Annotated in this window: 12 protein-coding genes; 6 read left to right on the top strand and 6 right to left on the bottom strand. The window is 62.4% G+C overall.

The window, feature by feature from the left end; genetic code table 11:
• The first annotated feature begins 5 nt into the window (after positions 1 to 5).
• Complete coding sequence (locus ACVIW0_RS28635) at positions 6 to 782, top strand: PP2C family protein-serine/threonine phosphatase (RefSeq protein ID WP_461357449.1); 777 nt, start codon at positions 6 to 8, stop codon at positions 780 to 782.
• Complete coding sequence (locus tag ACVIW0_RS28630) at positions 779 to 2584, top strand: serine/threonine-protein kinase (protein ID WP_461355402.1); 1806 nt, start codon at positions 779 to 781, stop codon at positions 2582 to 2584. Before ACVIW0_RS28635 ends, ACVIW0_RS28630 begins: the two co-directional genes overlap by 4 nt.
• Before the next feature lie 6 nt (positions 2585 to 2590).
• Here ACVIW0_RS28630 and ACVIW0_RS28625 read toward each other — a convergent pair whose 3' ends face one another.
• The 3 genes from ACVIW0_RS28625 to ACVIW0_RS28615 form a co-directional block, all read right to left on the bottom strand.
• The gene (locus ACVIW0_RS28625; RefSeq protein ID WP_461357448.1) at positions 2591 to 3571 is read right to left on the bottom strand and encodes a DUF4424 domain-containing protein; all 981 of its coding nucleotides are present in this window, start codon (positions 3569 to 3571) and stop codon (positions 2591 to 2593) included.
• Between the two features lie 88 nt (positions 3572 to 3659).
• A complete protein-coding gene (locus ACVIW0_RS28620) occupies positions 3660 to 3941 on the bottom strand; it encodes a hypothetical protein (protein ID WP_461355401.1) in 282 nt (93 codons plus the stop codon).
• A 110-nt stretch (positions 3942 to 4051) separates the two neighbouring features.
• Positions 4052 to 4216 carry a hypothetical protein gene (locus tag ACVIW0_RS28615; RefSeq protein WP_461355400.1) on the bottom strand — a complete coding sequence of 55 codons (165 nt, stop codon included), beginning with the start codon at positions 4214 to 4216 and terminating at the stop codon, positions 4052 to 4054.
• On the opposite strand from ACVIW0_RS28615, the gene ACVIW0_RS28610 reads away from it, so the two are divergent.
• From ACVIW0_RS28610 to ACVIW0_RS28600, 3 genes are all read left to right on the top strand, one after another.
• The gene (locus tag ACVIW0_RS28610) at positions 4215 to 5825 is read left to right on the top strand and encodes a hypothetical protein (protein WP_461355399.1); all 1611 of its coding nucleotides are present in this window, start codon (positions 4215 to 4217) and stop codon (positions 5823 to 5825) included. The two genes, ACVIW0_RS28615 and ACVIW0_RS28610, sit on opposite strands and share 2 nt — an antisense overlap.
• Before the next feature lie 144 nt (positions 5826 to 5969).
• The gene (locus ACVIW0_RS28605; protein WP_461355398.1) at positions 5970 to 7733 is read left to right on the top strand and encodes a caspase family protein; all 1764 of its coding nucleotides are present in this window, start codon (positions 5970 to 5972) and stop codon (positions 7731 to 7733) included.
• 68 nt (positions 7734 to 7801) lie between these two features.
• Positions 7802 to 8401, top strand: coding sequence for a DUF4384 domain-containing protein (locus tag ACVIW0_RS28600; protein WP_461355397.1), 600 nt, complete (start codon positions 7802 to 7804; stop codon positions 8399 to 8401).
• A 10-nt stretch (positions 8402 to 8411) separates the two neighbouring features.
• Here the strand turns inward: ACVIW0_RS28600 and ACVIW0_RS28595 are convergent, their stop codons facing one another.
• The 3 genes from ACVIW0_RS28595 to ACVIW0_RS28585 all read right to left on the bottom strand — a co-directional run bounded on the left by ACVIW0_RS28595 (position 8412) and on the right by ACVIW0_RS28585 (position 13063).
• Positions 8412 to 9395 carry a hypothetical protein gene (locus ACVIW0_RS28595; protein ID WP_461355396.1) on the bottom strand — a complete coding sequence of 328 codons (984 nt, stop codon included), beginning with the start codon at positions 9393 to 9395 and terminating at the stop codon, positions 8412 to 8414.
• A gap of 75 nt (positions 9396 to 9470) precedes the next feature.
• Complete coding sequence (locus ACVIW0_RS28590; RefSeq protein ID WP_461355395.1) at positions 9471 to 11303, bottom strand: caspase family protein; 1833 nt, start codon at positions 11301 to 11303, stop codon at positions 9471 to 9473.
• A gap of 389 nt (positions 11304 to 11692) precedes the next feature.
• Positions 11693 to 13063: a hypothetical protein gene (locus ACVIW0_RS28585; RefSeq protein ID WP_461355394.1), complete on the bottom strand. Its 1371-nt coding sequence runs from the start codon at positions 13061 to 13063 to the stop codon at positions 11693 to 11695.
• Positions 13064 to 13319: 256 nt separating this feature from the next.
• On the opposite strand from ACVIW0_RS28585, the gene ACVIW0_RS28580 reads away from it, so the two are divergent.
• Positions 13320 to 13886 carry a zinc metalloprotease gene (locus tag ACVIW0_RS28580; RefSeq protein ID WP_461355393.1) on the top strand — a complete coding sequence of 189 codons (567 nt, stop codon included), beginning with the start codon at positions 13320 to 13322 and terminating at the stop codon, positions 13884 to 13886.
• Positions 13887 to 14027 lie beyond the last annotated feature (141 nt).

Genomic DNA, 14027 nt, shown 5'->3' with positions numbered 1-14027 from the left:
CCGCAATGGTACACATCTCATCCTTGTTCGATGTCGGCAGCGTCACCCATGCCGGACGGGCGCGAGCCCGGAACGAGGATTCGTGCTTGGTTCGAACCGACGTCGGCTTGTGGGCCGTCGCCGATGGTATGGGCGGTCATGAGGCGGGCGATCTTGCTAGCCGCATTGTGGTACAATCGCTTGATGCAATCGTCGCACCTGCCTCCGCGGCGGACCTGTTGGAGCAATGCGAGGCGCGTCTGTTCAGCGCCAACCAGCAGATCCTGGCACTGAGCGCAGCAAGACAGGGCGCCACTGTCGGGACTACGGCGGCGGTCTTGCTTATACGCGACGGACATTATGCCTGCATATGGGCCGGTGACAGCCGTGTGTATCTGATCAGCCGCGAAGGTATCACGCAAGTCTCGCATGATCACAGCGAGCTTGAGGAGTTGATCGCCGGCGGCGCGCTCTCGCGCGAAGAGGTCCAGGACTGGCCTAGCAATGCCATCACCCGGGCCGTCGGCGTTGTCGCCGAGCCGGAATTTGAGGTGGTCACCGGTCCGGCCGAGCCGCAAGACATCTTCGTGATTTGCAGTGATGGCTTGACCCGGCACGTGCAGGATGACGAGATCCAGGAGCATGCGGCTACGCGGAGTGCCCAGGCGGCCTGCGACGACATGCTCGCGCTTGCTCTCGATCGCGGCGGGCTCGACAATGTGACGATCGTGATCGTTCGTCTGCTGGCAGCCCGATCCTCGGAGACCACAAGGACACCGCTCGATCGGGAGCCGCGCGCATGACCGCGAACGATCCATTCCGATCATCCTATCGCGGAGTGCCGGCCGGAACGCGGCTCAACGGCATCTACGAGATCGAAGCCATGATCGGGGCGGGCGGCATGGGCGAGGTCTACCGATGTCGCGAAATCCAGACCGGATCGCCGGTCGCGGTGAAAATGTTGTTACCCGAGATGGTCGACAACGAGGCGGCGCTTGCCCTGTTTCGCCGGGAGGCGGCGGCGCTTCACAACCTTCCGCATGAAGCGATCGTTCGCTACTTTCTCTTCACGATCGAGCCTGTGCTGCAACGCCCCTATCTCGCAATGGAATTCGTGAATGGGCGCTCGCTCTCGAGTATGCTCGACGATGGCCCGCTGACCTTTGAAGCCCTGATTAAGCTGATGCAGCGGGTCGCCTCCGGCCTGCATGCTGCTCACGAGCATGGCATTATCCATCGTGATGTGTCCCCCGACAACATCATCGTGCCGCTGGATGACGTGAGGCGGGCGAAGATCATCGATTTCGGGATCGCCCGGTCGACCCAAATGGCCGACAAGACCATCATCGGCTCGGGTTTCGCCGGCAAGGACAATTATGCGTCACCGGAACAGGTCGGCCTGTACGGCAATGACGTCACTGCAAAGTCGGACGTCTACAGCTTCGGCCTCGTGCTGTTCCATGCCTTGACCGGGCAGAAGCTCGACATGGGCGGGAGCCAGTTTCAACTGGTCGAGAAACGTCGGCGCGTGCCGGATCTCGGCGCAGCAGACATGCGCATCAGACCCCTTCTCGAGAGAATGCTGCAGCCAGACCCGGCCTTGCGTCCGACCATGGCGGAGGTCGCCAGCTGGTCGCCGACGGCCTCGGCCGGGGCGTTTGCAGCACCGCTGCACGGCTTCGATCCGTTGGCACAGCCGGAGGCGGAAACGTCAGCGCAGCAGGCGCGAGCGCCATCGACCACGCGGAGTTGGCGCGGCATCTGGTTCGGCGTCGGCATCGCAGGGCTGCTGCTTCTGCTGGGGGGAGGAGGGTATAGCCTCTATAGATTCGTCTGGTCGACCTCGGGCTCAGCGGCCTTGCCCCCGCCTCCGAAACTTGCCGGCACGCCAGTGCCACCAAAGATCGAGCCGGCGCCGCCACAACCCGGGCGTCAGGAGCCGCCGACGCTGTCGCCTCAGCCGACCGCGACGCCGTCTCCGCCGGATGGTCCTGGCCGCGCCGAGCGTATCAGGAAATATGTCGCGCAATATGCGGGGGGCGACTGTTTCTTCATCCTGCCTGTTGCGGTGAGCTCAAACGCGGCCGTCATCGAAGGATTTGGCGCCTCCACCGCCCCGTTCGATACGTTCGACAAGGCGTTTCGAAAGGAGCAGGGATTTGAGGCGTCGGTCGGTGTCCGGCAGGTGACGCAGGCCCAATGCCCGGCTGTCAAGTTCCTGGGTCAGGTCGGGAGCGATCAAGCCCGTGCGCCGCGCATCAACCTGTCGGCGACGGAGCTGAAGGCGGGCGAAACCCTGAACGGTACCATCGAGAATTTTGCAAACCGGGTGGTGGAACTGCTCATGGTCTCGGATCGCGGCGAGGTGCAAAGCCTGTCCTATCTTCTGAAGCCGGGCATCGATTCGCTTTCCTTTGCGCTGCCGATGGCGCGTGCCGGCGGCCCGCAACTGCTGTTGGTCGTGGCGGCCCCGCGGGTCCTGGACTCGTTGCGCCAGCCACGACCGATGGCGGCCGACACATTCTTCCTGCAGGCGATGAGCGAGGCCCAGCGCGGCAATGTGACCCTCACCGCAGCCGCGCGCTATGTCATGCTCACGAATTGAGCGCATTCAGAACTTGCCGATGATCAGGATTTTCAGGTCGGCATCCGGCCTGAAGTCGCTTGCCGTGAATTGACGCGCGTTGCCGGCAGAGGACGGCTTGAGCCGCCCGGAACAGAAGCTGACGAGCCGGTCGTCGCCGCCCGAATCGATCGTCAGCGTGAAGGACCTGATCGGGCCCGCCCAGTTCGCGCCCGTCTTGAGCACATAGGAAATCCGCCGTTCCTGCAGCTTCGCCACATTGTCCTGGCTGTTGCCCGTGCGTCTGTCCAATTCGGCAAGGAACATATCGGTGACGCAATACTGCTTCCTGTACCGCTCGACTTCCGAAGCCAGCGCTGCGCTGCCGCGCAGGCCCAAGCGCAGCACCGTGTCCGGGCTGGAGCCGACGCTCGGGCGATACTGGTGTTCGACCATGACGGGGCGGGCGGGTGGAAACACCTGCTCGCGGACGGCAGAAGTTCGGGTTATCCAGCCGGGCGTGTATTGCTGGCGACCGTTGTCGCTCATGCCGGCAGGCATCAGAAGGCCGGCATCGATCAGCTTCGTCCGGGTGGTCGCCGGCAACTCGGCCACGCGAATCTCCCGATCGCCGAGCGGCAGCAGCGGCAGCTTGAGCTGACGCAGAAGTGCTGTGACGTCCTTATCGCCGACCATGGCGCGCTGGTCGATGGTCAGCGGCGCCGGGTTGCCGTCGATCTTGGTCTCGAACTCGACGAAGTTGACTGGATTGCTTGAGGGAAGGGCGATGTTCTCGGCTTCGGACAAATCGATGTCGGGCAGCGGAAAGGCGACGGTGAGCGCAACCGGCTTGCTCGTCTGGTTCACGAATTGATAAGTCACTCTGACTCTGTCCAGCCCGATATGAAGTTCCTCGCTCGCCATGGCCACATCCTTGGTGCGAACGAGCTGCAGTCCGCCGATGGACAATTCGGCGGCGGAATCATTTGCCCGTGCGGACGAGCCGGTCGCGGCCAGCAGTGCAATCATCAAGGCTAGCGACCTCGACGACGGTCCGCTTAACGCTCCCTTTACCATGCCGGTCTCCATGTGGGGTTGCGGCGTCTCAGGTCCGGGGTCAATCGATCGCCTGGTAGAGCTCTCCCCACTCCGCCTTCCAGATGCCATCCGGGTCGCAAACCACGATTGCGAGCTTCATGTCATTGGCGAGCCGGATTGCGCCACGGAAGGCATCCTGAGCCGGCATCTGGGCGCTGACCTGGTCGCTGCTCAGCCGTCCGCCGCTTGCGGCGGCCGGCAATACGATCGATCCGGAGGCGCCCCCTTCTTCGCTCCTCAACACCAGGGTAATGGCGTCGGGCTGGATTTCGTCGACCTGCTCAAATCTGTTCTTGGTCATGATTTTGCACTGCAAGCTGAGAGGGTTCGGACCATCACCGTCCAGTGAAGAATTGAACGGGATCGGGGTTGCTCGCCACTAATTGACGCCGCATTTCGCGCGGTCCTGGATTAGTCGGACTGACGCTGCATTCGGTTCGGTACACAGAGGCGGGATATGCTGCTTCGATCTTGCTGGATCTGGCCCTTCATCGTCGCCACAACCGTCGCCGCCACCGGCGCAAAGGCCGACGATGCCGTCGTGCGGAGCTTTGCCGGCGGTTCGGCTGCCGCCATGGTTGGGATCGTTCCGGCGAGCGAAGACGTCGAGCTCGCGGGCCCGCAAGCGCTCAGCGCCGACGGGCAGGGAAACCTGTTCGTACTCGATCAGATCAACGGGCGTATTCTGCAGTTCGACCCCAAACAACCGAACACGGCGCCAGACATCCTGAAGATGCCGGGTGATGTCCAACCCACCGATCTCGTCGTGCATAATGACGACATCATGGTTTGGGACGGCGGCGTGCGGGTCCTGAAGGCGGCACCGGGGCAATCCACACGCGGCCTTGGCGGAGACGTTATCCAGCTCGAGGAGGTCTCGTCCCGCGGTGCGGACGACCAGATCGCCATTTCCGCGTTCGCCCAGATGGGTTCGCAGGCCCTTAGCAGTCCGACCGAGCTGCTCGATCAGAATACGCGCGCGGCCATCGTGAGGACGACGCGACAGTCCGACCGCCAGTACATCGCCTCGCGCAGCAAGGGATCGGTGATCGCCGATATTATTCCCGACAAAGGCAATACCAGCGTCCGGATCGAGATCCAGACCATGGTCACCAACGAGACCATCGGCCAGCTCGGCCTGCGTGTCCGCAACCAGCTCGGCACCGTCGAGTTCCTCGAGATCGACAACAGTGACCGCTTCTACGTGCTGGCCGAGGATATTCCGCCGTCGGGCAAGAATGCCGCCACGTTCGTTGCGCGCTTTGCGGCGAACGGGCGCCTTGAAGGCATCTATGAGTTGCCCCTGGAGAACACCCCCGTGACCCGGCGGTTCGTGACCGTCTCGGGCGACGGCGACGTCTATTTTCTCCGGACCAAGCCGGAGGGAATCGAGGTGGTCGGCGTCGGCTTCCGGCCCTTGGAAAGGGTATCCGTCATTGACGTCAGGCCATCGCGTACGGCGGCCACTCCGGCGGCGAGGGCTCGGCCGGACACCAAATTCAATGCGACCGCGGCTGTGCGTCCGTCCAACCGACAGCAGGCGATCGAGACCGCGTTTGCCTTCGAGGGCATTCAGTGGCGCTTGACGCCGGCGAATTACGGCAGCGATCCCGACAGTCAGTGCTCCGGTTTCAGCCGCATTCGCCGGCCCTGGTATCTGCAGGGAAAAGTCAACCAGGAAGTGCGCGGCGTGCCCTACTGCTGGGGCTGCCACGGTTCGCTGGCGAACTTCCGACAGCGGATCGAAAGCGGGACGCTGGCGGGCAATGTCTGCACCCGCAACGCGCCACGGCCGGATGTGGCCGGTGTCGACTGTTCGGCATTCGTGAGCGCCACCTGGGGACTTTCCGTCCACTACACCACTGCGGCGATCCCCGCGATCGCCTCACCCGTCGGTAACCCATGGGACCTTAGGCCCGGCGATGCCCTGAACAAGCCGGGTTCCCACGTGATGTTGTTCCTGCGGTTCACGCCGGATCGCAAGGCCGAGGTGATGGAATCCTCGACGGGAGGCTGCAACGGCCGGGTCTGCCGCAATGTGTACCCGCTGGCGAGCCTGCTCGCGCGGGGTTACGTTCCGGTCCGGTTTCGCGCCTTTGCCGACGATCAGACGACTGTTTCGGCCAATGCCTATCAAGAGACCGAGGCGCCTGCCGGTCGAAAGGCAGCGACCAAACGGCGCTGAACCTGGGGTCTTGCCGGGGCTACAGATGAACATGGCTTTCCGCCTGCAAGCTGCGCTCCGCCCGGTCTGGACGGCATTTCGCCAACTTGCCTCACCGGCGCGGCTCGGGGCCCGGTTTCCTGTTTGATGTCGAGGTGAACGACGATGCGAAGGCTCAGGGGCTTTGATCAAAAGACCGGTTGGCTGTTTGCCATCCTTCTGCTCGCTATGCTGCCGCTGCAGCGCGCGGATGCGGCGGAAGAATTGTCAATCAGCAATCCGGATGGTGCTTCCTTCCGGGCGCTCGTCATCGGCATCGACGACTACCAGAACGTACGCAAATTGAAGGGGGCGGTCGCGGACGCCAATGACATCGTGTCCAGCCTGAGGACGATGGGCGTAAGCGACGTGGTCGAGCTGACCAACGCACAGGCCGACCGGGACAGCGTGCTGCGTGAGATCAGCTCATTGGTGGAGCGGACCAGGAGCAACGATGTGATCTTCCTGTCAATCGCCGGTCACGGCACGCAGGAGCCGGAACGCATCAAGGGCTCCGAACCGGATGGTATGGAAAACGTGTTCCTGCTGCCCCAGTTCGCCACCACGCCGGCCGGATCGGCCCAGCGCATTCTGGGCAGCGAATTCAACCATTTCATCCGGCAGTTCGAATTGCGCGGCGCGAAAGTGATCTTCGTTGCCGATACCTGCCACGGCGGCGGAATGGTGCGCGACATCGATCCGCGTGCGGCGGAGATGAGCTTTCGGCAGGTGCCGCGCTACACGCTGCTGGTCGACGAATTAAAACCGGTGGCGAGCAGCGATGATCCGAAGTCCGAGTTCGACTTCGACCACACCGCGTTCCTTGCGGCGGTCGATCGTTACACTAAGGCCCCGGAAGTGCGGATCCCCGGGATCGACAGCCTGCGGGGCGCTCTGAGCTATGCGGTGGCCCGGGCCATGGAGGGCAGCGCGGACATCAATCACGATGGCAAGGTGACCCTGAAGGAGCTCTTTAGCAATGTTCGGCAGGTGGTCTATCAGCTGTCCGACCAGCGCCAGAACATCGTAACAATCTCGTCGCAGGCCCAGACGCCGGAAACCGAAATTGCCTTTGAATTGACGCGGGGCGTGGTGCTGATCCAAGGGACCACTGCGAGAGCGGCATCCGGTCAGGTTGCGACCGCCGCCGAGGGAAAACCGCCGGCCACGCCGGCCGTTACGGCGACATCACCGACTGCTCCGACCAGCGCCGCTGCGACCAGTCCGGCCGCGCCCAATGCCGCGCTCCCGCCCTTCCGCCTCACCGCGCCGATCCGTTTGGCGGCCCTTGACGGCAACATGGACTACTTTACGAGCGTCAAGCCGCAGGATGCCACCGTGCAGGCCGTGCAGCCGACCGACAATCCCGATCTGATCTGGGACCCCGTGTCCCATGACGTGATCGCCTGGGGCGATGTGGTCGCCTACGGGATCGAGGTTGCCGGATTGAACACAGTCATCAACAGAACTGCGGCCATCCGGGAGCTCAAGCGCATGGCGACGCGGTCGCCGCAGCTGATGCGCATCTGGCCGGACGATCGGCAGCAGCGCAGCGGCCAGACCGTCGAGGTCGAGCTGTCCGATGTCAGTTCGCGGGCGGTGCTGCTGTTCAACGTGTCCGGTGATGGAACCATCCAGATGCTGTATCCGGTGGGATCTGACGCCGCGCTGGCTCGATCGGCGAATTTGCGGCTGCCGCTTCGGGTGGGCGAGCCGTTCGGCGCCGAGCAGATCGTTGCAGTGACCTCGCAGCAGCGCATGATCGATCTCGAGACGGTCCTGATGCAGCTCAACCGGCGCCGCGCTTCGGGGCAAGTGATCAAGAGCCTCGAGCGCTACCTGCCGGCGGACGCGCGGATCGCGTCGATCGGCTTCTTCAGCGTTCCCTGACGATCCCGGAACGGCGGACCATGGCGCCAGCGAAACCGGTTTGCGGCAAGCAATCATGGCTCGCACTCGTGCTGTTGCTGGCGGGAAGCGGGGCCACGTCCGCAGCGCCGCTGCCGCCGGCATTGCCATCTGCAAGCGGCACGGGCGCTGCATTGGCCTGGCCGGTGCAGGCCTCGCGCGGCCAGTCCAATGCCGCCAGCGTGTCGCTTGAAATTCTGCCGGGCCCGACCGTCAGCATCGGCGGCAAGATATCGTTCGGCGTAACCACCAGGAAGCTGGGCTATCTTATGCTGGTGGATGTCGATCCGGACGGACGCATGTCCCAGATCTTTCCGACCGTCGAGCTATTGGCGCAGTCGGACGGGCGCGACGTGAACCTCGTCAAGCCCGGCGTACAGTTTGTCGTTCCGACCCCGGCGGCGCAGCAACGCGGCTTTGAGTACGTTGTCGCGCCACCGGCGGGATCCGCTGTCATCGTCGCGATCCTGAGCGAGCGGCGCGTGCAATTGCTCGACCTGCCTGACGTGCGGCGCAAGCTGCAGGGGCCGGCCGAGACCTTGAACTATCTGTCGGATTGGACCAGTCAGCTGCGTGTACCGGACGGCGGCGGCGGAAAGCTGGCGCCGAACAAATGGTCGTTCGACATCAAATCATACTCCATCAAGTAGCTCGGCGAGGTTACAGCTTGCTCAGGCGGCTGTAGAAGCCGCCCCGCGCGATCATGTAGTGGATGTCCTTCGGGAAGGGAAAGGCTTCGCGAACGTTGGAAATGGCCTGCTGCAGAAACTCCCCGTGCTGGGGCACCGGCTTGTGGCCCAGCCGGGGTTGATCGGCGACTTGCGGGATCATGAAGCGATCGACGAAAGCAGTGTCCAGATCGTTGACCCGGACCATCTGCCCGAAGGCAGGAAATACGTCGTAATGGCCGAGGCTGACGTTCAGATCCTTCAATGCAGGGCGCTGCGTCTGAGTTCTATTGCCGTCAATCGTCGCCAGGCCGCGCCCGATCAGGTCGAGCTTGACGGATTGCGGGAGTGTCGACGGGCCGTACACGATCTCGAGCGCACAACCGCTGTGTCCTGATAGCCAATTGTACCAGAATGTAGCGTCATCCGGCTGCGCCTTGGCGCCGTAGAGGCAGTCGAATCCCCAGCATGCGCTCAGCTTTGACTGATACTTTCCGAGGGTCCCGACGAGATTGCGCATGGCGCCCCCGCCGCCGGAATGGCAGGCAATGATGAGCCTGCCGACCTGTAGCTGCGGAAGTGAGACCGAGCCACCCAAGAAGTTGGCAAGGGCTCCAAGAACTTCTTCAAGGTATCGCTCACCCCATTTCGGGGTTGCAAGATCCTTTACGCTGTAGTTTCCAGCAAAGCTGTCGCCAACCGCATATTCGTAGCCCAGGAACGGTGCAATGAGCACCACATCCTTGCCGGAGTCCCGAACCTGTTCGCGCAGCCGCGCAGGATCATTGCGGAACAGGAACTCATGGTTCCTGACGTAGAAGCCGTGCAGCCAGATCACGATATCGAATTTGGTGGCGGTGGTTACGTGCTTCGGCGGCAGATAGACCGCGGTCGGCTTCATGCCGGGTGCCGTCTGTTTCGTGAACAGCGTCACGCCCGGGAAAGTGTTGTCCTTCTGCTCCAGCTCACTCGCCACGCAGGTCGCTCCGCTGCAGCCAGGCCCGACTCGCGCACAGCCGATCCGAGATTGACCCTGCCTTGCCGTGCCTTGTCAGTCGCAGACCTCGACATTGCCGGTGCCGCCGCCGGGGCCTCCGCCGCCACGGTAGTCGAGACGGCATCCGCGGCGGACCGGGCGGCACAGATAGGCATCGCAAACGATCTGGCCGGACGGTTTGGCTGTCGCCTGTCGGCGGGGAACGTCGGCTTGCGGCGCGGGCCTCTCGCGCACCGGACGTTCGGTTCGCGACGGCCGTTCTTCCGCATCGCGCTTTGCGACCGGTTTTTTCGCACGGCGCTTCTCGCATTGGTTGTCGTCGTTCAGGAACGAACCTTCTGCGCAAGTGATCTTGCTGCACTGATCGCCGTTCGGCTTGTAGCCATGTTCGCAGATCAGCGGACAGACCCGCGACGGCTTCAGCTTGATGGCGTCGAGGGCATCGAGGCTGGCAAGCTTGGCGTCAAACTTGGTTCCGGCGTGCCGGTTGAACAGCGTCAGGGAGCGACGGGATGCCGCGTTCCATTCGCCGTCGATTGCCCCGGTAAAGCAGCCGACGCGGCTCAATTCAGTCTGCACCGACTTGGCAAGGTCGACTTGTGGCGCTTCCGTGCTCAAGGCGGCGACCTTTGCGTTGTCGCTATTCTGGACAGGAGCTGCGACGGCAACACTATCCGGCGTAGCGCTGTCGACGACGGGGGAGTTGGCTGAGAGCGCAGCGACCGCCGAGGACTGGGATGCAATCCGCTTCCGTTCGGCCTCGCTCGCCTGTTGCTGCGCTACCTGCTTCGTCTGTTCGGCCGCAATGCGGGCGTCTTCCGCAGCCTTCAAATCTGCGGCCGCTTTTTCCTGTTCGGCGCGGTGGGCACCTTCGGAGGCCAGCCGGGCGCGCTGCTGCTCCGCTTCCTGCGCCTTTTGGGTTGCAGCAACACGGGCGTCCTCCGCATCGATCTGGTTGAGCTGAAGCTTGGCCAGATTTGAGTAATAGCCGTCGGGATGCTGGGCGAGAAAGGCGCTAATCGCGGCCTTGTTGCCGAGCTGCAGGGCCAGCTCGTAGTCGCGACGGATCTCCGCCGATGCATTGGCGGGCGGCGGCGCCGGCTGTGCAGCAATTGGCACGAGCGCAATGTCGTCGCCGCCCAGCGAGCCGTAAACGTAAGGCTCCTGCCGATTACCCGTCGCCTGCAACACATCATCGCGGATGAAGCCGAACGCCCTGCGCAAGTCGAGGCCGGGCTTTGCGATGTATTTTACCAGCGCCGTCGCGTACGGGCTATTCTTGCTGTTGCCATCGAGTGCCGTCAGTCCGGCTTTCGCGGCAAATGCGATCAGCGTATTGGACATCGCGGGCTCCACCCGCGCCAGCCCGCGGCTGATCGCGCGCGAGGCGACGGTCCGCTTCATCGAATCGGCGAAAGGGTTGTTGCGGCAGGCGTCGACGATCACGACACGCAGTTGCCGCGCGGGCTCGATCGCCAGCAGGACGCGATCGAGCGAGAAGGCTTCGTCATAGATGTCGGTGTCGCGTTCAAGTCTGGCGTCCGTCGGGATCAGATAGTTCGTCCCGTCGATCTCGATTCCATGGCCTGCGTAGTACACCACGGCGATATCTGCATCACGGACTTGGTCGGCGAAATCTCTCAGGGTTCGCCGCATGTCGGTGGCGGCCAAGTTCAGCCGAGACTCCACCACATCGAATCCGGCGCCCTTCAGGGTTGAAGCGATAGCGGCGGCGTCATTGGCGGGATTTGGAAGCAGCGGTGCGTTTTGATAGCTCGAGTTCCCGACCACCAGCGCCACGCGCTTCGTTGCCCAGGCTGGCTGGGAAGCCAGGAGAAGTGAAGCGGCGAGGAGAACACAAACTCTGAGGTGCGTGTACAAGCTCATGGTGAACGTCCAGCATCTGCCTAAGACAACAGTCGCTTCATCGCGGAGGGCTGCGCAAAAACTCCAGAGCAATCAAACGGTATGGCGCCCGGTTGCTTCGGTGCAGTATCAAGCTCGAACCCTATCCATTCCTCTTGTTGTCGTTCAGCGGACCGGAGACGTTCAACCGTGCACGGAAGAGTGCCGGGGCGTATGGTAGGTCGCCGGGGAGCCTAGCAAGGAATTAAATTATTGATATAATTGATCTTATTTATGTCATGGCGTCCGGACCGGCGCTTGCTGGGCAAAGGTTCCATCGCTCGATAGTGAACGTCACTGCGGGATGACGTCAAAACGGTCGTGGTTACGGCGGGCGGCCGGCATCGTCGCCCCGACGAATCAGCGGCGCGCTAGGGCTTCGCGGCGACGTACCCGTAATAGTTTTCGAGGAACTGGCCGACCGTCAGCGGATCGCCTTGCGGTACCTTGTAGTCCCCATCGCCCCAGGTGAAGATGCTCATCTTCACGTTCCCGCCGGAGCGATCGATCTTCGACCGGAGCACGACCCAGTGACGATCCCTGAGCACGGCCGAGCCCGACTTGGTCTGTTTGCTGGCGTAGAGCATGGGGTCATCGATCAGCAAGCAGACACGGTATCCCGCGGAATAGAGCCGGCTGGCTTCATCCATGTTGTCGGTGTCCCGCTGGTGGCGGGTCAAATTCGCGTCCTCCCTGATATCGGTATAGCCGGCCTGGTCGAACCACCATGCCATTTCCATCTGGGTCGTCGCACCGGAAAGTGTTCCGTCGGTCGAGTCGAAATGGATGAACCAGTCTTCCGAGTTGCGCAGGCTCGACATCGTCAGCCAGTCAACCGGATCGGTGGCGCCGGCGGGAAGCGCATATGAGCGCAGCGCGCCGCTCGGCTTGATCAGGAAGCGATGGATTTTCGCTGCTCCGTTTTCATACATATCGAGCGCATACTTGGTGTATTCGCCGGGTTGATCCAACAAGAGATTGAAAAGGTAGGCGGCTGGCCCGCACAGGTTTGCATCGCCCTGACGAAGCAGCGATGGCTTCGCCAGCCGCAGCAGCAAACCAATACCGACTTCGTCACGATCAAGATGCGGCCAGTAGCCATTTCCGCGCCGCCTGAGGAAATCGCAGACCATGCCGGACGCGAACACATGCACCGCGGACGGCAGCTTGTAAGGCCCGTATTTGGTGATCTTGGATCTGGCCTGATCGACGAACAATTTCAGCATCGCCTTTGGCCGGTCCGCAATGGTGTTGGATTTCTCCGCCACCATCTCGAGGTCATCTAGTTCGCTCGTGCTCACGGTTCCATTGATGAGGGTTGCGCGCAAAACCTCCACCGCCTCGGTGTGGTCGAGGGAGTGGTCGACCGCCACAGCCTTGGCGAGCGCGCGCGGCACCGACCCGCTCCTGAACTCCCCCCAGGGACCCGTCTTCGGCGGCGGTGTCGGTGCAGGTGCCGGGCGCGCTGCGAGTTGCTCCAGTCTGGCGAGGACGACGCCGCCGGGATCGACGAAGCCCGATTTCTGCTTCGGAAAATGCTGTTCCTGAAAGCGCAGGATTGCCTTGTAAAGGCTGTCGCTCGAGACCCCGGGGACGACGCGACCAGCAATGCTGGCGCTGGCGCCGCCATCGGTAGTGGGGATCAGGTTCAAGAGCGCGATCACCGTCTGCTGGTCATCCGCCCAATTCTGGCACTGAGCGCCCGTCGTGGCGTGCCGACCGACTCGTCCACGCAGCGGCATAGGCAACCCCTGAGCTCCAACAGTGGTGCGTTGTTGGTCGCTGCGGCGGCGAAAAGGTTCAAGCCGATCTTCTCGGCTGTTTGTCGCAGTCGCGAGCCTTCCATGGCACTGCAGAGTGCGGCTATCTGAGCCCGGAGACATCTCATTCGTTGAGTGGAACGACGCGAGTCCAAAAGAGCATCGACTGCTCCTCCGGGATACCGTGCGTGATTTGCAGTCGCGCATCGGAGCTGTCGTGAAATGTCTGGAATTGGAGATGGACATGCCTATCCCGCTGAAAGTCTACATCACGCCCTTTGCCGAGAAGGGTGTCGCTGAACCCGCAAAATGGAGCAACGATAGCGCCAAGAAGGCGCTGGACGTGGTCAACAAGATCTGGGCGCCGGCCAAGATCACGTTCGCGATCAATGAATACCTGACCGACAAGCCGCTCGATATGGCAAAGAGCGCGCGCAACAATGATCAGCGCGTCTTGGATGTTCTTAGTTTCCGACATGCCCCTGACAACGCGGTTCACGTCTACCTCGTCAATCCGATCACCAACCTGGCGGCCGGCGGCGGCTCCTACCTTCATAGCGATCCCGAGCCGGCAAGCTTTGTCCAGTGGTACGGCAACGACTTCGCCAACGGACGCGCCTGGGCCCATGAACTTGGTCATCTGATGAGTGTTGACCACCTCGAAGTGGACTATTCCAACGAGAAAGAAGCCACACAGCGCAGCAAGAACTTGATGACGAAAGGGTTGAGCTTAGGGAGCGATCTGACCAGTCAGCAGATCAGTACCGCCAAAGGCTCGAAGCTGGTGAAACGATTTGGCGGCTGACGATCTTCTTAGGCCCTGATGGAGCTTGTAACCAAACGTGGCTGATAATTTGGCCGAATTAATCTCGCCATCGGCGCAGAACCGAGCTGTGTGGCTCCATACCGGTATCGCCGGCTGGCTCGCCGAACTTCCAATTAGCAT

The sequence above is a fragment of the Bradyrhizobium sp. USDA 4454 genome (assembly GCF_054822705.1).
This window is presented reverse-complemented; position numbering and strand designations above follow the sequence as displayed.